Source organism: Virgibacillus sp. MSJ-26 (assembly GCF_018918075.1).
Taxonomy (GTDB): Bacteria; Bacillota; Bacilli; order Bacillales; family Amphibacillaceae; genus MSJ-26.
Genome location: NZ_JAHLPW010000008.1, coordinates 116,063 through 138,671, shown reverse-complemented (window position 1 = coordinate 138,671; position 22,609 = coordinate 116,063). Strand labels below are relative to the sequence as shown.

Below are 22,609 nucleotides of genomic sequence, written 5' to 3'. Positions count from 1 at the left end.
CATTTGAATTTATTTAATTTCTTTACGATTAATAATAAAAATTCCACACAACATAACGATACCTAATGATACGATTCCAATGAGAATCGATTTTATCATCTCTCCACTTGTTATACTAACCTTGAATGCTTCATTTAATTGATAAAAGAATGTATGCTCATACATCTTATTGATAAATGGCAAAGTCGAAAATTTTTCGATTACAAACATCATTATTGAAAGCAAAAGTGTAAAAATGATGGTCTTGCCACTATCCTCCGTCACAATGGCAATTAATAATACAATCGCGGTAAAACTTAAAAAGTGTAAGATAAATAAACTGTATGCCCTTCCTAGGTATATTATAGTAGCAAGAGTAAATATATCGCCAAATCCTAATAAATGCACCACTATGAGAGCTGTTGCGAGTGGAATCATTATCACTACAATCCAAGATCCAAATGAAAAAGTAAGATATTTTGACATAAGGATAGTCGTTCTCTTATTACCGCTCATCATCTGATTTTTGATTACATTGCTTTGAGAAAATTCTGTTGAGATATAATACCCAGCCAACGTACTAACAATTAAATTAAAAAATAATAACGTTTTAAATGGAGATAAGGCATTGAGTTCACTTAGACCGGCTTCATCAAATTCAGTCCCTGACATGAACCACCAGTCCGTTAAAATAAGACAATGTAACAATACACTTAACCCCGTAAAGCTTACAATTAATACCCAAAATGTCTTATTCCGTATCAATTTATACATTTCTGTTTTCATAAGATTAATCATGGTCTACACCTCCGATTAGCTTTGAAAAATAACTCTCAAGGCTATCACCATTTTGGGAGAGATGTTCTATGATAAGACCATAATCGGTTAAGGCACGTGACACTATACGAACATCGTCAAGATAATTGTAAAGTTTAATTGTACCATCTTGCATGACTTCAAAATTAGTAGTGGATAGGTATCTCTCCAGCACAGTTGCTCCTTTAGAAGAATCATCCACTTTGATTCGCAAATGTTGTTTGCATTTTTCATCCAATTCTTTTGATGAAAGTTCCTCTAATAACTTCCCTTTATGAATAATACCGAAATGAGTAGCAAGCTGATGGAGTTCACTTAAAATGTGGCTAGATATTAAAACAGTAAGTCCTTTTTCGCGGTTTAGTTTCTTTATTAATTCCCTTAATTCAACAATTCCCATTGGGTCCAATCCATTTGTTGGCTCATCAAGAATTAAGAATTCCGGATCACTTAATAACGCAAGCCCAAGTCCAAGTCTTTGCTTCATTCCCAAGGAGAAATCTTTCACTTTTTTCTTTCCTGCATCTTTGAGACCTACAAGTTCTAGTGTGTTTTTGATACAGTCCTTACCAGGGATACCTTTTTGTAATCGCTGAACTTCTAAATTTTCATAAGCGTTCATATTTGTAAAAAGTGCCGGGCTTTCGATAATTGCCCCCATCCTTTTTTGTGATTCTGTTAGCTGTTTCGGATTATCGTCGCCAAATAATTCAATTGCTCCGCTTGATGGAAAGGCTAGTCCAGTTACTAAACGTAGCATCGTTGATTTACCAGCGCCATTTTGACCAATCAGACCGTATATATCACCTTTTTTAATGGTGACATTGATATTCTCAATGGCGAAATTACTTCTATATTTTTTTGAAAGCTGATTGGTTTTTAAAATATATTCATTCATCTGGTTAACCTCCTTATTCAATCTACATTTAGTATGAGGTGTAAATCATAAGAAAATCTTAACTCAATCCTTAAGAAAACCTTAAGATTTAAGACGATAGCCCATTCCCCAAATAGTTTCTATATATTCTTCAGTTGGATTTGCTTTCGTAAGTTTATTTCGTAAGTTACTCATATGAACATTTACTGTATTGTCATCCCCGTAAAAAGGTTCATTCCATATACTTTCAAATAGATTCGACTTTGAGAAGACTTTGTTAGGGGATGTCATGAGAAGGACTAATATTTTATATTCACGAGCGGTCAATGCAAGTTTAATACCATTTACAGTAACTTTTTTCGCTTCTAGATCTAGGTGAACATCTTTATGAACTAACTGATTTCCCTTTGGAGCGACATTGGCTCGTTTGTATCTTCTTAATAGAGAATCGATCCGTGCAGATACTTCTTCAACATCAAACGGCTTTGCAATAAAATCATCTGCACCAGAGCGTAAACCTTTAACCTTTGTCTGTTGTTCGCTTTTGGCCGAAATAATGATGACAGGAACAGAACCTTTTGACGTTATTTCCGCTAGTATTTCCTCCCCTGTCATACCTGGAAGCATTAAATCTAATAAAACTAAATCCCATTCCTTTTTTTCTAAATAGATTAACGCTTCTGTTCCAGAGTAAGCAGGCTGCGCGTAGTAGTTACTTTTCTTAATAATTTTACATAGCAATTGGTTTATATCATTATCATCTTCAACGACTAAAATGTTAATTTGCTGCGCCACTGTCTCTCTCCCTTTCATATCTTTTTTATAATCACATACCTATAGAACGACATTGGGACGATACATAAACTTCCTTATCCTCATTTCTTTTAGTATAAGTCTTTAGTTTACCTTGATACACGAATTGAAACTTAGATAAATGTTGCAGATTGTGTGGTGCAACCAAAGAGATAGGTATTTTAAATTTTACAATTTTACCTTCCTCTAATACAGACGCAACAAACTGAGAACAGAAAAATGCTTTATGTCTTTTGATAGGCCTTTTAATGATAAAACCAAATAATCCTAAGAAATTGTAACTATACTGTTTCTTTTCTGCATCTATCCCTTCTATATACTGTTTCATCATTTCAAATTGTACATCTGTTCCTTCAAAAGAATAGATAACACAATCCGCTTTATCAAACAAGCTCGACTTCAAATCTTCTTTTACAAACCCACCGATAAATGGGTTTCTAACTGACTTCCTACCAAAACTATAAACCTCTGAAAGTTTAGAATCAAAAGCAATTGAGGCATGATTATAAGACTTTTTTGTATAGAGCTTTATCAATTTCGTTAATAACGAACCTGTATCTGTTAATAGAATATATCCCTCTTTCACAGTCATAGTCATTTTCCCTCCTGTTGTCAAAGAAACATTTTTCTATTATTAATATACATATGGAACCATAAGAAAAGCTTAATGCAATCCTTAAGAAAACCTTAAGTTTTAATAAAGAATATGTCACATATCGAATCTTTAGCCTTGTTTTCTTATCCAGTTCATTATTCAATTAATAATGTTGATTATTCCTTCCTATAGACATGAGGAAAAATAGAGGAAAATCTAAACATGACTAACCCCTCACCATCATACATCAGTGAAAAAAGAACAAAAGCGTGGGGCGCCCGTTTAGCCTTAGGCACAGCTTAAGAAGGAAAACGTAGTGGCGGTTTTTGCCACGTAGATTTACTGCTTAAGACCTCAGGCGGGCTGGGCGCTGAAGCTGGACGTAACAAAAGCTGAAGCGCCCGGTTAGCAACGTACAAGCTGAAGAAGACCTGACGAGATAAAGGAGAACCGAAGAGCGGAGCGATTCGAGTTCGACTTATCGTAGGAAGGTATTCGAAGCTTGATAGTTGCTGGGCGTCCCCCAGCTAGATGTGGCCAATTTAAGTATAAAGTTATCCACAGAAGTTTTAATATTATAGTACGCTAAGCTATAAAAAAATGACCGATTTAAGTCCAATACAATATTGAACTCAAACCGGCCATAAAGCAATAAGAACACCTAACCCTCAACATACAATACCCCCGTAATGTATGTTGTTAACTTTTTAAAAAACAACAAAAGGTTGTTTAGAGGCTATCAATCTTTGTACACCACTTCCTTGAATTGCATTTCCAAAGGGAGGGTAAACAGTTTTTTCAAATTTAATAAAAAATCACTGATTTACTTCATTTACTTTTTTAACATAGTCAATATGTCATTTCTATTATTTTCAAATCCTATAAAATGTTTGATTAACTTTCTTTTACCGAATAATCCCTTTTTATAAAAAGCAAACATAGGAACGATCCGGTTGCCAGATATCTTCTTCATCTCTTTTTCTAAGCTAAGATCTTTACTGACATCTTTATCGGCAAAATGGATTCTGTTAGACGTAAGATACTTTTTGGCGTCCTGGCAATCTGAGCATGTTGGTCGTGTATATAATTCAAGTTCCAATTTATCTTCCATTCTCCTCACTCCCTATGACTTCATCATTGATGGTTTAAATCGTTTTAAACGTAAAGCATTTGTTAAGACTGAAACAGAACTTAAACTCATCGCAGCTCCAGCAACCATTGGATTTAACAATGGGCCACCAAGGAGGTATAAAATTCCCATTGCAAACGGAATGCCAAGTACGTTATATGCAAATGCCCAGAATAAGTTTTGCTTGATATTTCGAATCGTAGAATGACTTAATTCCACGGCTGTTGGGACATCTATTAAATCACTTCTCATTAAGACAATATCAGCAGATTCCATAGCTACATCTGTACCTGAACCAATAGCTATTCCTATATCTGCTTGTGCAAGAGCTGGCGCATCATTGATTCCATCTCCAACCATGGCTACTTTCTTGCCTTCTGCTTGAAGTTTTTTCACTTCATTTGCTTTATCTTCTGGTAATACTTCACTTAACACACGATCAATGCCAACTTGCTTGGCAATTGCATCAGCTGTACCTTTATTGTCACCTGTGATCATTGCCACTTCGATTCCCATATCATGAAGTTTTTCAATTGCTATTAAACTATTCTCTTTCACTGTATCAGCAACTGCAATAATACCAGCAATCTTATCATTAACAGCAATGTACATAGGCGTTTTTCCTTGATGAGCTAATTCATCCGATGTACTTGCTAACTTACTTAAGGATATTTTACGGTCATCCATTAATTTTCTATTACCGGCGAGTACTGCTTTACCATCTACAGTCACTTCAATGCCGTGACCAGTAATCGCGTTAAAGTTTTCTAATTCTATAAAATCTAGTTCTTTTTCTTCTGCGCTTTTCACAATAGCTTCGCCTAATGGGTGTTCTGACCCCTTTTCAGCAGAAGCTGTTAATTGTAATAATTCATTTTCTGTCATGCCATTTGCAGTTATAATGTCTGTCACTTTAGGTTTACCCTCTGTAATCGTACCTGTTTTATCAAATACAATGGTTTCAACTTTATGGGTTGTTTCAAGAGCTCCACCGCTTTTTATTAACACGCCATTTTCTGCACCCTTACCAGTACCTACCATAATAGCTGTTGGAGTTGCCAAACCAAGGGCACACGGGCATGCTATAACAAGAACTGAAATGGTAATGGTTAAAGCAAACAGTCCTGTTTGTCCGCCAAAATACCACGCTAAACCAGAAATAACCGCAATACCAATAACAATTGGAACAAAATATCCTGAAATAATATCGGCCATTTTCGCAATCGGGGCCTTAGAGCCTTGTGCATCTTCCACTAATTTAATAATTTGTGATAGAGCTGTATCCTTTCCTACCTTAGTCGCTTGGTACCGAATAGTACCATTTTTATTGATACTTGCACCGATAACATTGTCACCTGCATTCTTTTCTACTGGAATACTTTCTCCTGTTAACATCGATTCATCAATAGATGTTATCCCTTCTACAATGACACCATCAACTGGTATTTTTTCCCCGGGTTTCACGATGACGACATCATCTACAACGACTTCATCAACGGAGATTTCTACTTCTTCCCCATTTCTTATAACCATAGCTTTCTTGGGAGCTAATCCCATTAATTTTTCAATCGCTTCTGATGTTTTACCCATCGAACGAACTTCGAGATATTTACCCAACGTAATCAAGGTGAGAATGACGGCTGCAGATTCATAATATAGGCTTGCCGCATAACTCGTGTTACCAAACCAAACTGCAATGGTTGCCCCTAAACTGTAGACAAATGCAGCACTGGTTCCTAATGCAACCAGTGAATTCATGTTGGGGTGTCCTTTAAATAACGTCTTATATCCTACTGAATAAAACTTCCAGCCTAAAATAATAACTGGTATCGTTAAAATAAGTTGTACCAGTGAAAACAATTTAGGGTTTGCTACTTCATCGATAATCTCCGGCAATGGTAAGCCTACCATTGGGCCCATTGAAATATAAAACAAAGGAATGGTGAAGATTGCCGAAACCCAAAAACGAGTCCACATCGATTTTACTTTCTTTTGTTTTTTATCTTTTTCTTCATCGATTGAATCGGATGTTGCCACATCTTCATGAGCTTCATATCCTGCACTTGCTACTGCTTCTGTGATATCTGATACAGTGACGACTGTCGGATCATACTCGACCATCATTTTTTCTGTAGCCAGATTGACATTAGCACTCATAACGCCTGCTAATTTCATTGTTGCTTTTTCAACGCTTTGGACACAAGAGGCACACGTCATACCCGTGATAGCAAAGGTTTTCTTCTCTGTATCTGTTACCACCTTATATCCTGCCTTATCTACGGCAGCTTGGATATCTTCTTCTGACACTACATTTTCATCAAAGCTAATATTCAACTTTTCAGTAGCTAGGTTTACATGAGACTCCTGTACACCAGACAATTTCTTAGTTGCTTTTTCAACTGTTTGTACGCAAGAGGCACACGTCATACCTTCTACACTAAATGTTTTTGTTGTCATTCGTTGTCAACTCCTTTATTTAACTGATTCAACGTCATAGCCAGCATCCTTTACAGCTGCTGTTAAATTATCTATGGTTTGAACTGATTCATCATATTTAACTTTGGCAATTTCTTTTTTCAAATTGACTTTTGCTTTTACAACACCTTGAAGGTCTTGTAGTGCTTTTTCAACTTTACCTACACAATGAGCACAACTCATTCCTGTGATTTTTAAGGTAATCTTTTTCATGATTCTCGCTCCTTTTTATAATTAATTTTTATCAGGTGTACTAATGAACATCATGGATATTACATTTGCATTGACCTGGAATACAATTGCAAGGGACTTCTTCAACAGCGTCTTTTTTCTTCATTTCAAGTGCTTTTTCCAACATGTCTATATCTTTAAAACTTAGCGTTGCCTTTGAAATTAAGTCCACTATCGTATGACCAACGTCTTTATTACATATATTTTCGAAAGTTTCATTAAGGGTACTTTTAATAAATTCACTTTCATTTATATTAGCGGAATAAATATATTTTTTTCCTTCTGTTTGTGTATCAAGCATTCCTTTTTTGACAAGCCTCCCAATAAAAGTTTTGGTCGTCGAAGGTTTCCAATCCATTTTTTGTTGTAGAATTTCTCTAATTTCTTTACTCGTAGCTTTATCTTGCGCCCATACAACACGCATAACTTCCCATTCAGAATCAGTTATCTTAGAGTCTATTTCAATAGTCATGATTTTCATTCCTCCAATGATTACAAACGTAATCGATTTGTTTAATTTAAGTTTACACTTGTAATCGATTATTGTCAAGCCTCTTTTTTACTTTTTCATAACAGCAGATGATTGATGCATTTGAGTTAGCAAATAGGGGATTGATTTAACTTAAACTACGCGGTACGCCCATATAAATATTCATCACTATATGTACCATAAAAATACCCCCGAAAGTAAAGTTTTCACTCTAACTTTCAGGGGTCTGTATTTAAAATGCACCTGCTCCTCCACCACCGGAGGAACTGGAACCTCCGGAAGAACCACTGCCACTATTCACCCTAGTATAAGAATAATATTTATGTGATTTAGGAGTAAGTGATTCTATGACAGAGCTATAGTTGCGAAGTAATGAACTACCTTCAGTTATTTCTTGTACAAACGGTTCTTGATCAAATTGTTTTGCATATTCTTTTCCAGCATTCATAATAATTGCATACAAGATTCTATTTTCTATCATTGTCCCATCTGAACCAACCGGGTACTTATTTTTCCACATTAATTCAGAAGCTTTCTTCATCGATTGCTTAATTGGAGCAACTTCTTCTGTCCAGTAATAGGCAGGTATGGTTAAACTTGCTAATAATGCAACGAAATAAAGAAGAAAAATTCAACCTCCAAACAAAGAAAAGAAAATAAAACTTAATATTGATATGGTTAAATAGTATAAGAATAAAACGAATTTAAACCGAGAGAACACAATCATAATAAGTGTACTCAATATGATGACAATATTTAATCCAATCTGTTCTTGACTTGTTAATATATCAATTGTACTTAAATAATAGAACACGCCACCACACATCAGGGCAAACAACATGGATATCCACTTAAAGAGCTGATAAGGATGACGAACATGTTTATATTCTTCGCGTTTTAAGACAAGGTCCTTCCATGTATTTACATGTTTTTCAAATTCTTTCCCTTTCTCTTTGCGCACCTCATCAGATTCGTCTTTATCATCAATGATATCCTCTAGCAAAAAACTCTTCGTGCCCTTCGTACGCTCCGTAAATAACCAATCTTGTAAATGACGATCAGCTTCATCTATCTGTTGTTCATCATCTACCCAAGTGAATTGCACCGTGTTTTTCTTTTCATCTTTACGCGAAGTGATTTCTTCTATCTGAATAATACCTCTCATCTTTAAAGAAAATAGTGCATATATCATCGATTCATTATCTATTAATCGAAAGCGATTCAAATAACTGATGAAAAGTGGATCTGTCCCCTCAAAAAGGTGAATGAGCGATTCATCCCTATAATAACGTCGCCTACGAATTGGATGATTATATATAACGCATACTGTCATAAGTAATATGACCATAATAAGTACAATAATAATTGGCTTCAGTTGATCAAAATTTTCTTGTAAATTGGTTACACGTGTCTGCCAATCTTTTTCAGATTCTATTTCTTTTTCAAGTATATTTTTATCATTTGTTATTTTCATTCCTGATAACGCTGAATTTGGAAAAAGAAAAGTGATATATGAATCTGTTTTCGCTGGTAAATAATCGTTCGTATAAACAATGGCGTTGGTATATTTCTCAATAGAACCATCACTCTTTTCATGCGAAAAGGCGTACATATCATCTTCATTAAATGACGTTGGTGGCTCTATTGCGATTAACAAATCATGTATATCAGTATCATTAGTCTGATCGAAAAAACTATAATGTAACTTTCCAATATCTTGATACTTTTCTATCGATCCGCTAACTTCATATGTATACAAAACCGTTTTTGTTTCATCTTGGGACGCTGTATGTATTTTATACGTATCATCATCTACTTCTATTGATAACGGGTCGATAGCGTCAGGATCCCCTAATGATTGATGATCATCATGTGGAAGAAGAAATGCATTGAAATGACTTGCATCCGACTTAATGGTTCGCGTCATTCCATTAAATTCACCATCAAATGTATAGGTGTAAACTTCTTGGACGTTCATGTGACCAGCATCATTTATTTGCGCGTAAATTGTTACTTTATCAATTGTGTATGAACTATCATCACTACAAGCTACAAGAATGAGCAACGAACAAATAATGATGAGAAAAGATCCTATCTTCTTCATCGCCTGCCACCTTTTAATTTTTAGACAATATAGTTTATTTTGTTTTATTATAACATATATGGAAATACATTAGTTTATTTTTAAAAGTGGGAAGAGAGAATGAGTATCCATATTCTACTCCCCCCCTTCCTCCTTAATCTCATATAGTTGTCATCCTATTTACCCTAATGATAATCTAAAGATAGTACATTGGAGAGGTGATGTTTGATGAGTAAACAAATTCCAAAAATTATTTTGAATGACGGTTTAGAAGTGCCTGCCATTGGATTTGGTACATATGGACTGAATGGCAACGCTGGGGTTCAAGCAATTCAAAGCGCTATTGATGTTGGTTACCGATTGCTTGATACCGCTTATAATTATGAAAACGAAGGAACCGTAGGAAAAGCGGTGCAACGTAGCACTGTTCCAAGAGAGGAATTAAGAATTACGTCAAAATTACCTGGACGCTATCACGAATATGACCAAGCTGTGCCTACAATTCAAGAATCCTTATATCGTGCCAACTTAGATTATTATGATTTATATCTGATCCATTGGCCGAACCCGATTCAAGATAACTATGTAGAGGCTTGGCAGTCATTAATTCAGGCGCAAAAGTGGGGACTTGTTCGTTCTATTGGTGTTTGTAATTTTCTACCAGAACATATTGAACGTTTAGAAAAGGAAACTGGTGTCAAACCAAGTATCAATCAAATTGAACTTCATCCTTTTTTCAATCAAGCAGACCAAAGAAAATGGCATGCTGAAAACAACATACAAACAGAATCATGGAGCCCTATTGCTCGCGCGAATAAAATCTTTGATAATGAAACAATTCAAAAAATTGCTGCACAACACGATAAAACTCCCTCACAAGTGATTATACGTTGGCATCATCAACTTGGATCCATCCCAATTCCTAAATCAGCATCAAAAGAAAGACAAATAGAAAACATATCTATTTTTGACTTTACACTTGATGAAGCTGAAATGAATGCGATCAATACTTTAACCCGCCCAGATGGACGACAAAAAGATCAAGATCCAGCAGTTTATGAAGAGTTTTAATCAGGATTCTATTAGAGAAATACATCCTTCACGTGCCGCATCTTAAGAGCCATATGCTCTGATTAGATGCGGTACTTTTTTATGAAAAAGAAATAACCTTCTCATGTTCCCACTAACATGATGAGTAACATTTAATTATAGTCCCCAAGTCATCCTTCAGCTATAAAAATTAAATCCCCTTGTATCTATTGCTTTAGCTAAATATCTCTTTTTGTAATAACGAGAAGTCACAACTAGTGACGAGGGGAAATATGACGCGACATATACATTCGAAACCGATTCCAAGAAAAGCAATGCCATATTTGAAAGAAAATAATGATATCAGTTCTTTAACAATGGATATTCAAGGTTTCGGTAACACTCAACCGATTGCTTCAAACAAAAATGAAAATAAAAGGGAAAAAAACGTCGAGTCAAAATAGTCATTCATCCAAAATGACTCTGTTTATTTTATTACTCTAACAATTCTCCCCCCAATCTCATAAGCTAGATATATTCATAAAAAGGTGCTATCTTCATAGATTTAAATAATTTTTTGTAAGTACATCTTGATTGGTGCCTGTGCTATATAGAGACTTTTTCGTTTTAGTTGTTGCTATCATAAATGTTTGCTCAATGGTTTCATCCGTAAAATTCATATAAATGGGTGTGGTTGAGAAAATCTCTGACAACTCGATCCCTTCCATCAAATCTATATAATCTTCATCTAAACAAATAAAAATATGTGTGAATACTTGTTGTTGTTCTTCAATAACTGTTTTAACTGAATCTTTTTCAATGTTAAATGGAATTTTTTCTATGTTGTTCAACTGTTTATACTCTGGAAATTCATCTAATATCGCCATCGTAATCTTTTGATTCGTCCTACTTTGATGGTGTGCTTCTTCCGCTTCAGAAACGATTTGTTTTCCAAATGCATTATACCCAACGACCAACATATGGATATCATTTTGTTCTTCAAATATAGATTGATGGCAATTCCAAAATCTTCTTGCCACTTCCTCATAGACATTGATAACTTCTACAGGAAAAGAAAAATGTTCAACCTTTTCAAGAAAAGAAAGTAATTCGATTTTATAATGATTGTCTTCAATATGGATAATCAATCTTTTAAATGTTAATTTGATTTTTTTATTTCGAGAAAACTTCTCTAAATTCATTAAGGTATATAAACTATCTTGATCTTTTGGATGAAAAAGGGAAATAGATTGTGCCTTCTTTGCACCACAAACTCGAAATATATTTTCATCATTTATGGGGGATTGAATCACAATGACTTTCATCGCTTCTAACATATTTTGTATTTCTGGCGTGAACTTTTCATCTACCACAATAACACGTTCGTTGTTTGCACATAAATCTTGAATAAGGTAATGGCTTTTTTCATTATAACTAAAAATAATATGATGTTTACCTATCGTTTGTGCTATAAATAACGAGATTTCCCGCTCTAAAGTTCGATACATGGCAATAAAGATGGTTGTAATTGTATAAGAAGCAGCTGTCCATCGTGCTATTTCGAGCAGAAGAGGATACCTAATAGGACTAGAGCCATCCTGCGTGAAAACATCTGCTAAATCAAGTAAGTATAAACGAAACGTGAAATAAAGGGCATTAGAGATGGAATGATTATCAACGGAATGATGATAAAATCCATAAAAGCCAGAGATAAAGGCAAGTGAAAATAAAAACACATGTAATGCATAACGTAACGTAAATAACAAGACGACTGGAAACACTAATAAATAAAGACATAATATAACCGTAATTGTCCTGTCCATTGATGTATCCATTGGAACAAAATAAGTAAACAACAGAAATATAACACCAATAACTAGATAATATAAAATAATAATATGTTTAATCGATTCAATTTTCTCTCGCAATATAATCACTCATTTCATTACTGTTTACTTTTAAGTGTATAGCAACTCAATAAAATGAAATTTGTGTCTGTTATTATTTTAATACGACTCCTTTTTCGCTATTAAATTCGCGACATCATCAAAGTAGTAACTGCGCTGCTTTCTTCTTATTAAAACAAGTACAACATGAAGGAACAACGTGACCCACATCATAAAAAGAAAGACGATGATAGCCACACTTCCCCACACATAATAAAGATAAAAGATTGAATCCATATCAATGTCAATATTTTCGACCATCTTAAGAAAGCGTGACAGCATGAAAGGTAAATACAATGCAAGGGTTCTGATCAACAAAGATTTCCAAAAAGATTGATTGCCTTTGGTTGTAGCTAATTTAAACCGCATGATTCCAGTTCCGATTGTTTTTCCATTCCAGATCAATGGAACTAGGAAAAAAAGGATGAAAAAGCCTATTGTTGTATAAATAAATTCAATAAATCCATCCGTTATAAAAAGCCCTAATGTAAATGTCCAACTGAGTTTGATGACTAGATAATCTGTAATTACAGCTACTAACTGTGATAGTGGTGATACATACTTCACCTTTTGTAACTCTTTCCCTTTAGCTTCGACACTTTTTCTTGACGGGAATAAAGCTAACAAAATAGGTGCAATGAGAAAACCAATTAGTGCGCCAGTACTATTTAATAGTAAATCATCCACATCAAAGATACGGTAGGGACAATTATAGATTCCATAAATACCTGTTATTTGTGTTATTTCATAGAATAATGATAGCAAAAACCCTAATCCTAACGCTCTCTTCCAATACCTCCGGTGACTAAAAAAATACCTTAAATAAACACCAAAAGGCATTAATAATAAAAGATTAAATACAGCTTGGTAGAATACACTTTCTGTAAGTATCCTCCCATAAGTTGAAGGCTGTGACCAAACAACTGAACTAGTACTCATAATATCCGTAATAAAGGAAAACGGAACAAGTGAATAATGTACAGTATCTGGTGGTTGTAATGAGCAAGTATCCCTCGTAGCTGGCATCGGCAAAAGAACTAAAAATAAAGCTGTCAACATATAAAAAACAAAAGAATACATCACAATTGATTCCCACACACTTAAATAGCCGTATTTTCTATAGCTAAAAATTAACCATGGAATAATTAGAAGGAATCCCAATAAAAGAAAAATAATAAATGCAGTATTGATCGACTGAAAATAAACAGACATATGGAGCACCATACCTTCCTTTACCTGGAGTAGCTATAATTTATTGAATGAGTAGCCTTTTCCTTTATTTTCACCCTGCAAACTTAAAGGTTCCCATCTTATGAGGTCAATTGAGCATATCATTTACTTAATATACTAAAATAGAATAAATAAGGACCCACAAAGTAATTAAAATATATCCTATCAGGATGAAAGATATATGGTATTTCTTCTGCATATAAATAACACCAATAAATTCACGAATAAGAGCGTTTAACCAAAAATAAAATTTTGTCTTTGCACCTGCACCATCACTGTTGAGTTTTACCTTTCTAGCCCATAACAAAGCTCGAAATACATGGAAATTATTTGTCACGGTTATAGTTTGATATTTTCCAGAACAGTCCTTATTTAACATGTCTTCTTCAATTAGGCGTTTAGAAAACAACAAATTCTCATACGTGTTTATTGCTTTATTTTCTATTATAATATCTTCTTTATTCATTCCTTTATTTAGAGCATACTGGGCCATAGCTTCACCTTCTGCTAACAACTCATCAGCTCCTTGTCCACCTGTAAAAATAACTTTGACGGGGTGGTCAGCTGTATGAAAACGATGAAATAGTTTGATACCTGTATCAATTCGACTGGCTAACAGGGGCGGAACTTTGTCGCCAATTAAGCCACTTCCCAAGACGATAATATAATCATATGTTTTAAAAGGAATTGGAATCCGATTTAACAAAGATGAAACAGTAAATAGTAATAATGCCGCCAAGAAATAATAGACACTAAATGTAATCAACAAGTATATTTCCATCCAAATAGGATGCGTTCCTTCTTTCACAGTGAAAAATGGGGAAATAATCGCCCATATAATGAAGAAAGAGCCAAGTGTTATAGATAAAAAGTTACGTAACTTTCTTCCTTCCCTTCTGATAAGTCGCACTCCCGACGTCATTAATAAAATAATAAAAGAGACGGAGTAAAAAGGAAATAATAATATAAAAGGGGCGAAAATAAATAAAGCCACAATAATGGCGATATGTTGTTCATAAGATTCTAATGTGATAATAAGAAAAACGCTTGAAATGATCACCCAACATAAGAATACACCACCGAGCATCATCGTTCGCCGTTCAAAAAAGAATAATAAAAACAAGATGATTGTAATAGATAGTGCCATGATGCCTAGCATGTTTCTCCTCCTCATACCGATTGATATCAAAATATATCCTAATATTTCAACAGAAAGATAGCAAGTATCTTAATGTATTGAGGGACATTTCAATCTGATGTATTAAGTGTCTCCCGTCAAGCATCTACTTTGAGCTAAGAATTAACTTAAGAGATATCCTCTCACTTTACCTTATTCCCTAAAATAAAACACATATAACTATTATTTAACAGTCTAAAGCTTACTCTCGTGCTATTTTACTCTTAAAACTTAATTTCATTAATTAGTTCTTTATACCTAATCATATTATCGCTTGCATATGGTAAAATGCATGGCACAGAGACTTATTTATTAATTGAAGGGAGAAAATCGATGACCATTCGTTATCCTTTTTTATTAGTAGTGTTGAGTTTTGTTCTGTTCATGGTGAGTTGTTCAACTACAGAAGATAAAACTTCTAAAGATGATGAAAACAATGCAGAAGCTACAGAAGATGTAGCAGCGGAAGATGATGACGCAGAAGCATCTGATGATGATTATCGCTCAGATATCGGAAATTTAGACATTTGGATTGGCGGCGAAGTTATTGTTGAAGAAGACAAAGTTGTCGTCGAAGGAGAAAGTAATCTTTTGCCTGGATCTTATATATCTTCAAGTGGGCAAACTGATACTTTTGCATCGATTGATCATCAAGACAGTGCAGAAGTAGAGGAGGATGGCTCGTTTTATTTCGAGTTTCCCGGGCAAGAGTCAGATATTGAAGTTACCCTAAGTCTTTCTACTGCAAATGACGACGTGACCGACCATTACGGCGAGCATTTAGAAAAGGCAACAGGTCATCAAGTTTATCAAACCCGTGACGAGGGAGTATATGCCGCGACATATACATTCGAAATCGATTCAAGAAAAGCAATGCCATATACCATCGACCTTGAAACCCCTGATTGGAGCAATGTACCAGATGATTATGGAGACACTGACGTATGGATGGAAGTAGATGCGACGACGAAGCACAACTATTTATTTTTTGAAGGGAAAAGTAATTTGTTAGAGGGATCCAAGATAACTGGCAATATAACGGATCCTAACGATTTAGTAAGCTCAGCATGGTCATCCAGTCATACTCAAGTCAATCCTGACGGGTCTTTTCAACTTCAAATTCATTATTGGGATTTAAGAGAAGGGATGGAAATGCATTTCGAATTTGATCCTGATAATAATGGCTGGGATAGAGTTTTAGATACGTATGGTCAGGAAGGAGAAAATTTAGAAGGCAACCTCGTGGAAAAAAAAGAAGATGGTAGTAAGTATCTTAAACTATCCATAGATCTTGCTGGTCCTGAGATTAGCGCGCCGGAAGATGTTGACTTGTCTTTAGAAGAAGAGGAAATTAAAATGCAAGTCCCTGACGATTTGTTGTTCGATTTTGATGAAAGTAAGTTAAAGTCGGAAGCAAAAGAAACGCTTGATGACATTATTGACGATTTAAGTGACCTATCATCAGACGTAGACATTCAAATAAACGGACATACAGATAATCAAGGAGAAGCCGATTATAATTTAAATCTTTCAGAAGAACGAGCACAGGCCGTAGCGGATTATATGAAGGAAAATAATGACATCGATTCAATGACAATGGATATTCAAGGTTTTGGTGACACCCAACCGATTGCTTCAAACAAAAATGAAGATGAAAGACAAAAAAATCGCCGGGTCGAAATAGTTATTAATCCAAAGTAAGCATAATTTTAGGAAGGGTGCGCTCGTTAGCCTACCTAGAATTTAGTTTGTACATTAATCTAGGGAGGGTAAACCTGTAATCCTACCTGGAATAGGTGATGTACATAATTCCTGGCAGGGTGTGCTCATTTGCCTACCTAGAATTTAGTTTGTACATTAATCCAGGGAGGGTAAACCTGTAATCCTACCTGGAATAGGTGATGTACATGATTTCTGGGAGGCTGTGCTCATTAGCCTGCCTAGAAAGCAGATTTTACACTGGAATGGTTGAGGATTAAGGCCAGGTCAGACCCTTACTCATAAAAATACCCTTTAGGGAGAGCTCACATCTTAAGTTATAAAAAAGTAAGCACGCCAAATGCTAGCATTCATTAGGTGTGCTTACTTTTTTTGTTCTAACAGTATACTATAGCTAAGATTATGAACGTAATTAATAAAATTAATACTTTAATAAAGTAAGAATCTAACCACAATCCCATCTGACTTCAGGTACAAGTTTTTTCATCACAATACACATAAGATGAAAAAATCACAAAAATAATACCATATGCTCTTCATCATAATATGTATTGTTATATTTCAAAGCTCTTTTCTCTAAACCGTATACTTCAAAGCCACAAGAAGCATACATTTTTTTTGCCGGTACATTTGTTGATACAACAGTTAAGTATATTTGTTCAATTCCTTCCAAAGTATATGCCTTTTTAATTGCTTTATTAAGCAGTGCTTTCCCTACTCCACACCCACGCTTTGCAGGCTTAGTGTACATAGCCACAATAGACGCTCTATGATTTAATTTCATAAGTTGCTCTCTGATCAATGTAACGACTCCAACGAGTTGATTATCATCAAAAGCACCGAATGTAAATGTATTCGTTGGTGCTGCAAATCTAATTTTGTATTTCTCAGCGGTTTGTTCTTTTTCCTCTTCATAGCTCGACGCAAAACTATCTGGGCTATTTTGAAGTGCCTCAAGTCTTAAAGAACGATACTGCATCGCGTCTTTTGGTTCTAATTGTTTTATTTCCATTTGACTCCCCTCCCCCACAATAAATTAGCTTCTTTTTTGTTTTTCGGCCTCTATATAATCATAAACTTTTAGTATCTCTTTATCATAGTCGCTTTCAATCTCAAAATACCTAACACCGGCTTGCAAGCATTGTGCTTTAAATTCCTTATGTTCCTCGATTAGTTCTTGCATCGACCTTTCTTCTGGCCAACTACGACGTTCAACAGCATTTCTATATTTCACAATTCTTTCTTCAAAGTTTTCTTGAATATAATTCGTCGAAAAACCTAGAAATACTGAAATGATTTCCTCCGAATAATTAATGTCAAAATCCTTCAGATATAATATGTAGCCCCCCTCAATAATGATATGTTGGTCATTCTCGATATTTGTCAAAATAATCCCTTTTAATATTGGCCAGAGATTATCTCCAATAACTTCGGTATTATCTGATGGTGAGAACCCACAATACTCATCCCCTCTGTACAAACCCATTTTAAAGTGGTCTATTGAGAGATAAGGAATATGGTACCCCTCTAGTAATTTTGAGCCATCAAGGTTTTACCAGTACTACCTACAGCACTTATTATAATAATCGTATATTACTCCGTTCTGATTTATTTGTAATTAAACCATCATCACAGGTTCGTTTCAGATTGAGCTTATTCGGCCTATAAATATTGTACACCACAGTTACCACAATTAATTGACCTGTGTAACCAATTCCAAAACGATTTATATATTTCGAATTATCATACTGAAACTCAGCAACGTTATTGTACCAATAATGAAGATCCCACTGCCATATTGTTTTTTATCCTTACTTCGGAAGTTTTTTACAAACTTCAAATTATTATCTTCTTTAACAAAATCAACAATATAAAAGAGAACAAGAAAAACATTCACCAAAGACTTTATATTTTTTATTGACAATTATTCATATTAAGTGTAAGGTATTTATTAAATTAAAAAGTGTTTGATAATTTTTATTTATACAAATGAAAAAGAATCTAAATGATTATTGATAAAACATTCTTATCCAGAGAGGTGGAGGGGCTGGCCCTATGATACCTCGGCAACGGGCAATTGTACCGTGCCAATTCCTGCAAGCATGTGCTTGGAAGATAAGAAGAGCTCTTTTACAAGTCAAAGTGCTATATCCTTGTAAAATCCTTCTTCTCTATGAAGAAGGATTTTTTTATTCTTTTAAAGTTTGTATTCGATAAAGAAATGAGGGGGCGTTATTTAATGATTCATTTTCAAAACGTGGGCAAAGTGTTTACGAATGGTAATGAACAAATCAAAGCATTAAACGATATCGATTTAAAGGTTAACAAGGGTGAAATATATGGTGTGATTGGGTTTAGTGGAGCAGGTAAAAGTACGCTTATTCGCTGTGTTAATCATTTGGAGCGTTCGACTGCCGGTAAAATGATTGTAGATGGTCATGATTTATCAACTTTAACAGTTAAAGAAATACGCGAAGTGAAAAAGAATATCGGAATGATTTTTCAACATTTTAATCTATTAAATTCAAAAACAGTGTACGCCAATGTTGCTATGCCACTAATTCTTAATAAAATGCCAAAGGATGAAATAAAACAACGGGTTTATGAGTTACTAGAGTTTGTTGGTTTATCAGATAAAGCAAACGTTCATCCTGAACAGCTTTCTGGTGGTCAAAAGCAACGTGTCGGTATTGCAAGAGCACTGGCAACAAAACCATCCATTTTACTTTGTGATGAAGCGACGTCTGCCCTTGATCCGCAAACGACAAGTTCGATTTTGGAGCTATTAAGAAAAATTAATAAAGAATATAATATTACGATTTTAATGATTACCCATGAAATGTCAGTAATCCGTGAAATATGTGACCGGGTTGCCGTCATGGAAGCTGGAGAAATTATTGAAGAAGGAACTGTTTTTGATGTTTTTTCCAGGCCAAAAACCCAGACAGCCCGAAACTTCGTCAATACCGTTATGCATGATCAAATACCTGAATCTATTATTAAAATGATTGAAAGTAATAACGGGTCACAAAATGTATTTCGGATTAATTTTATTGGTCAATCAGCTGGTCAGCCACTCTTGTCACAGCTTGCAAAAAAATTCGCTATCGATGTGAATGTGCTATTTGGGAATATTACAGAACTCCAAGGGATTCCATTTGGAAATTTAATTGTCGAATTACAAGGGTCTGAAGCTGAAGTGAACCGTGCTTTGGAGTACCTGGAAACGAAAGAAATAGATTTCAATGAGGTGATTCCACATGCTAGTTAATTCCGATCAAATTGTTCAAGCTCTGATAGAAACGCTTCAAATGGTCAGCATATCGTTTATATGTTCAATTCTATTAGGTTTACCATTAGGGATTGCATTATTGGTAACACGGCAAGGACAAATACTTGAAAATAAATCTGTTTTCACAGTATTAAACTTCATTATCAATATTTTTCGTTCTATTCCCTTTATTATTCTATTAGTGGCCATCATCCCGCTTACTCGTTTGATAGTTGGTACGTCTATTGGTACTTCAGCGGCTATCGTACCAATGGTCTTTTATGCGGGTCCTTATATAGCTAGATTAGTGGAAAGTTCACTTTTAGAAATTGATGAAGGTGTGTTTGAAGCAGCAAACGCTATGGGAGCAACACCGACTCAAACTATCTTTAGGTTTCTGTTACCAGAAGCTCTTAGTTCCTTAGTTGTTAATTTCACGATTGCAACGATTGGTCTAATTGGGGCTTCGGCAATGGCTGGAACCGTTGGTGGTGGGGGTATTGGAGATCTTGCCATTACATATGGATATCAACGTTTTGATACAGTCACGATGATGATTACGGTCGTTATGTTAATAATTATGGTTCAAGGATTACAATCAATTGGTAACTTTTTATCTAAAAAAATACGCAGAAAATAATTTAGGAGGAAAATCATGAAGAGAAAATTCTTATTTTTTATTCAACTTATTACATTCGTTTTAATTTTAGCAGCTTGTTCAAGTGATACTGGGGAAGAAAAGGTAAAACTCGGAATTAGCGGAACCGATACAAGTACATGGGATTTTGTATCAGAAAAGGCAGCGAAGGAAGGTATAGATATCGAGATTATTTCTTTTAACGACTATGTACAGCCAAATACGGCTTTGGGTGATGGTGAATTGGATGTCAACTCCTTTCAAACGGTTGCTTATTTTGATGAATTTATAGAAGAACATGATTTAGACCTTGTTCCTATTGCGACAACCTATTTGGCACCAATGGCGATTTATTCAGATGACTTTACAGATATAAATGATCTCCCAGATGAGGCCGCTATTGCTATACCTAATGATGCATCCAATCAAGGTCGAGCATTACTTTTACTGCAGGAGGCCGGGCTTCTTGAGCTCGTTGACGACTATGATGGCCTTGGTTCTATTTCAGAAGCGGTCATAAATAATCCAAAAAACATCGACCTTGTGGAAATGGCTCCGGCTCAAACTCCACGAGCAATGGAAGATGTTGATGCAAGTATTATTAATAATGGCTTTGCTAGAGATGCTGGTTTAAATCCACTGGATGATTCTATTTTTCATGAAGACGAAACAGCCTATGACTACTTAAACATTATTGCAGTAAGAGAAGAAGACAAAGACAATGAAACTCTATTAAAATTAGCGGAACTTTTCCAGGAAGAGGATACGGCAGAGTTTATTGATGATGAATATGGCGGGACCTTAATCCCTACTTTTGTACCTTTGGAGGAAATTGGCTGGTAAAAAATATATTTGGAGGTTTAAAAATGACAACTATACAAACAAATATTAAAGAGAAAATTATCAACGATATTGAGGAAAATACAGATCGTTATATTGAGACAAGTCATGATATTCATGGTAAACCGGAGATTGGAAACGAGGAATTTTATGCATCAGGATTATTAATAAATCTTCTTGAAGACGAAGGGTTTATTGTTGAAAAAGAAGTTGCTGGCCATAAAACAGCTTTTGTTGCTAGAAAAAAATCGGTAAAATCAGGTCAGACGATTGCATTTTTAGCAGAGTATGATGCCTTGCCGGAACTTGGTCATGCTTGTGGACACAATATAATCGGGACTATGAGTGTTGCTGCAGCCATTGCATTTAGTAAGGTAATTGATGAAACTGGTGGAGAAGTGGTTGTCTTTGGAACTCCTGCTGAAGAAGGAGGACCAAACGGGAGTGCAAAGGGGAGTTTTGTTAAGTACGGCTTAACAGACGGCATTGATGCGGCGATGATGATACATCCGAACGGTCAAACAAGTTTAACAAAACCTTCTTTGGCTGTCGATCCGCTTGATTTTGAATTCACCGGCAAATCTTCACATGCCGCCGCTGCGCCAGAGCAGGGAATCAATGCTTTAGATGCGGTTATTCAACTCTTTAATGGAATCAATGCATTAAGACAACACGTTTCTGATGATGTTCGGATTCATGGAATTATTACACATGGTGGAGATGCGCCCAATATTGTTCCAGATTATGCTAAAGCGAGATTTTACATTCGGGCAGCAACTAGACCACGGTTAAATGATGTAACAAAACGAGTAAAATCCATTGCTGAAGGGGCTGCATTGGCTACAGGCGCAACATTAAATGTGTATGCTATCCAAAATGAGGTCGACAATTTGTTATTAAATGATCCCTATAATCAAGTATTTAAAGAAGTTATTGAAGAATTAGGAGAAACCGTTACTGAAGGTGCTGGAATGGGATCAACAGATGCCGGAAATATTAGCCAAGTGGTTCCAACGATTCACCCTTATCTTAAGATTGGAGCTGACGACCTCACTCCTCATACCATTCCATTTAGAGAAGCCGCTATATCCAAAAAAGGCGATGAAGCCCTAATTACTGGAGCAAAAGCACTCGGTTTAACAGCATTACGGTTAGTAACTGAGCCAGTGACATTGGCAGCAATTAAAGAAGAGTTTAAACAAAGAAAAGAAGCGGAAGCACAAAATAAATAAAGTCCATTGGGAACAAGGGTCAGATAAATAAAATATCTAA

At 35.2% G+C, this 22,609-nt stretch carries 22 protein-coding genes and 1 riboswitch; of the genes, 7 read left to right on the top strand and 15 right to left on the bottom strand.

Annotated elements, in window-relative coordinates:
- Positions 1 to 9 precede the first annotated feature (9 nt).
- The 10 genes from KQI49_RS09635 to KQI49_RS09590 all read right to left on the bottom strand — a co-directional run bounded on the left by KQI49_RS09635 (position 10) and on the right by KQI49_RS09590 (position 9,509).
- On the bottom strand, positions 10 to 777 hold the full coding sequence (locus tag KQI49_RS09635; RefSeq protein WP_216488375.1) for an ABC transporter permease: 768 nt from the start codon (positions 775 to 777) through the stop codon (positions 10 to 12).
- Complete coding sequence (locus KQI49_RS09630) at positions 770 to 1,693, bottom strand: ATP-binding cassette domain-containing protein (RefSeq protein WP_216488373.1); 924 nt, start codon at positions 1,691 to 1,693, stop codon at positions 770 to 772. Before KQI49_RS09630 ends, KQI49_RS09635 begins: the two co-directional genes overlap by 8 nt.
- A gap of 81 nt (positions 1,694 to 1,774) precedes the next feature.
- The gene (locus KQI49_RS09625; protein ID WP_216488371.1) at positions 1,775 to 2,467 is read right to left on the bottom strand and encodes a response regulator transcription factor; all 693 of its coding nucleotides are present in this window, start codon (positions 2,465 to 2,467) and stop codon (positions 1,775 to 1,777) included.
- Between the two features lie 31 nt (positions 2,468 to 2,498).
- Complete coding sequence (locus tag KQI49_RS09620) at positions 2,499 to 3,077, bottom strand: hypothetical protein (protein ID WP_216488369.1); 579 nt, start codon at positions 3,075 to 3,077, stop codon at positions 2,499 to 2,501.
- An 835-nt stretch (positions 3,078 to 3,912) separates the two neighbouring features.
- The gene (locus KQI49_RS09615; RefSeq protein ID WP_216488367.1) at positions 3,913 to 4,191 is read right to left on the bottom strand and encodes a glutaredoxin family protein; all 279 of its coding nucleotides are present in this window, start codon (positions 4,189 to 4,191) and stop codon (positions 3,913 to 3,915) included.
- Between the two features lie 12 nt (positions 4,192 to 4,203).
- Positions 4,204 to 6,666, bottom strand: coding sequence for a heavy metal translocating P-type ATPase (locus tag KQI49_RS09610; protein ID WP_216488365.1), 2,463 nt, complete (start codon positions 6,664 to 6,666; stop codon positions 4,204 to 4,206).
- A 15-nt stretch (positions 6,667 to 6,681) separates the two neighbouring features.
- Positions 6,682 to 6,897 (bottom strand): copper chaperone CopZ, encoded by a 216-nt coding sequence (gene copZ / locus KQI49_RS09605; RefSeq protein ID WP_216488363.1) that lies wholly within the window; start codon positions 6,895 to 6,897, stop codon positions 6,682 to 6,684.
- A gap of 40 nt (positions 6,898 to 6,937) precedes the next feature.
- Entirely contained in the window at positions 6,938 to 7,387 is a 450-nt protein-coding gene (locus KQI49_RS09600; protein ID WP_253286754.1) for a CopY/TcrY family copper transport repressor, read from the bottom strand.
- A gap of 250 nt (positions 7,388 to 7,637) precedes the next feature.
- Positions 7,638 to 7,925, bottom strand: a complete 288-nt coding sequence (locus KQI49_RS09595) for a hypothetical protein (RefSeq protein WP_216488362.1) — start codon at positions 7,923 to 7,925, stop codon at positions 7,638 to 7,640.
- A gap of 111 nt (positions 7,926 to 8,036) precedes the next feature.
- On the bottom strand, positions 8,037 to 9,509 hold the full coding sequence (locus KQI49_RS09590) for a DUF2207 domain-containing protein (RefSeq protein ID WP_216488360.1): 1,473 nt from the start codon (positions 9,507 to 9,509) through the stop codon (positions 8,037 to 8,039).
- A 207-nt stretch (positions 9,510 to 9,716) separates the two neighbouring features.
- On the opposite strand from KQI49_RS09590, the gene KQI49_RS09585 reads away from it, so the two are divergent.
- Positions 9,717 to 10,559, top strand: coding sequence for an aldo/keto reductase (locus KQI49_RS09585; protein ID WP_216488358.1), 843 nt, complete (start codon positions 9,717 to 9,719; stop codon positions 10,557 to 10,559).
- Between the two features lie 251 nt (positions 10,560 to 10,810).
- Positions 10,811 to 10,981: an OmpA family protein gene (locus KQI49_RS09580; protein ID WP_216488356.1), complete on the top strand. Its 171-nt coding sequence runs from the start codon at positions 10,811 to 10,813 to the stop codon at positions 10,979 to 10,981.
- A gap of 93 nt (positions 10,982 to 11,074) precedes the next feature.
- Here the strand turns inward: KQI49_RS09580 and KQI49_RS09575 are convergent, their stop codons facing one another.
- The 3 genes from KQI49_RS09575 to KQI49_RS09565 all read right to left on the bottom strand — a co-directional run bounded on the left by KQI49_RS09575 (position 11,075) and on the right by KQI49_RS09565 (position 14,852).
- Positions 11,075 to 12,445, bottom strand: coding sequence for a hypothetical protein (locus KQI49_RS09575; protein WP_216488354.1), 1,371 nt, complete (start codon positions 12,443 to 12,445; stop codon positions 11,075 to 11,077).
- A gap of 78 nt (positions 12,446 to 12,523) precedes the next feature.
- Positions 12,524 to 13,675 carry a VanZ family protein gene (locus tag KQI49_RS09570; RefSeq protein WP_216488352.1) on the bottom strand — a complete coding sequence of 384 codons (1,152 nt, stop codon included), beginning with the start codon at positions 13,673 to 13,675 and terminating at the stop codon, positions 12,524 to 12,526.
- 127 nt (positions 13,676 to 13,802) lie between these two features.
- A complete protein-coding gene (locus tag KQI49_RS09565) occupies positions 13,803 to 14,852 on the bottom strand; it encodes a YdcF family protein (protein WP_216488350.1) in 1,050 nt (349 codons plus the stop codon).
- Positions 14,853 to 15,203: 351 nt separating this feature from the next.
- On the opposite strand from KQI49_RS09565, the gene KQI49_RS09560 reads away from it, so the two are divergent.
- The gene (locus tag KQI49_RS09560) at positions 15,204 to 16,571 is read left to right on the top strand and encodes an OmpA family protein (protein ID WP_216488348.1); all 1,368 of its coding nucleotides are present in this window, start codon (positions 15,204 to 15,206) and stop codon (positions 16,569 to 16,571) included.
- A 529-nt stretch (positions 16,572 to 17,100) separates the two neighbouring features.
- On the opposite strand, the gene KQI49_RS09555 is transcribed toward KQI49_RS09560, so the two are convergent.
- Both KQI49_RS09555 and KQI49_RS09550 read right to left on the bottom strand, forming a co-directional pair.
- Positions 17,101 to 17,601 (bottom strand): GNAT family N-acetyltransferase, encoded by a 501-nt coding sequence (locus tag KQI49_RS09555; RefSeq protein WP_216488346.1) that lies wholly within the window; start codon positions 17,599 to 17,601, stop codon positions 17,101 to 17,103.
- Positions 17,602 to 17,625: 24 nt separating this feature from the next.
- On the bottom strand, positions 17,626 to 18,075 hold the full coding sequence (locus KQI49_RS09550) for a 2-phosphoglycerate kinase (protein ID WP_253286753.1): 450 nt from the start codon (positions 18,073 to 18,075) through the stop codon (positions 17,626 to 17,628).
- 537 nt (positions 18,076 to 18,612) lie between these two features.
- Positions 18,613 to 18,711: riboswitch (SAM riboswitch) on the top strand.
- Between the two features lie 117 nt (positions 18,712 to 18,828).
- Between KQI49_RS09550 and KQI49_RS09545 the strand changes: the two genes are divergently transcribed.
- Genes KQI49_RS09545 through KQI49_RS09530 form a run of 4 tightly spaced genes read left to right on the top strand, consistent with a single transcriptional unit; the run spans position 18,829 to position 22,569 of the window.
- Positions 18,829 to 19,860, top strand: a complete 1,032-nt coding sequence (locus KQI49_RS09545) for a methionine ABC transporter ATP-binding protein (protein WP_216488344.1) — start codon at positions 18,829 to 18,831, stop codon at positions 19,858 to 19,860.
- Positions 19,850 to 20,500 carry a methionine ABC transporter permease gene (locus KQI49_RS09540; RefSeq protein WP_216488342.1) on the top strand — a complete coding sequence of 217 codons (651 nt, stop codon included), beginning with the start codon at positions 19,850 to 19,852 and terminating at the stop codon, positions 20,498 to 20,500. The genes KQI49_RS09545 and KQI49_RS09540 overlap by 11 nt, the downstream gene beginning before the upstream one ends.
- Before the next feature lie 15 nt (positions 20,501 to 20,515).
- A complete protein-coding gene (locus KQI49_RS09535) occupies positions 20,516 to 21,340 on the top strand; it encodes a MetQ/NlpA family ABC transporter substrate-binding protein (protein ID WP_216488340.1) in 825 nt (274 codons plus the stop codon).
- 23 nt (positions 21,341 to 21,363) lie between these two features.
- A complete protein-coding gene (locus tag KQI49_RS09530) occupies positions 21,364 to 22,569 on the top strand; it encodes a M20 family metallopeptidase (RefSeq protein WP_216488338.1) in 1,206 nt (401 codons plus the stop codon).
- The last annotated feature ends 40 nt before the right edge of the window (positions 22,570 to 22,609 follow it).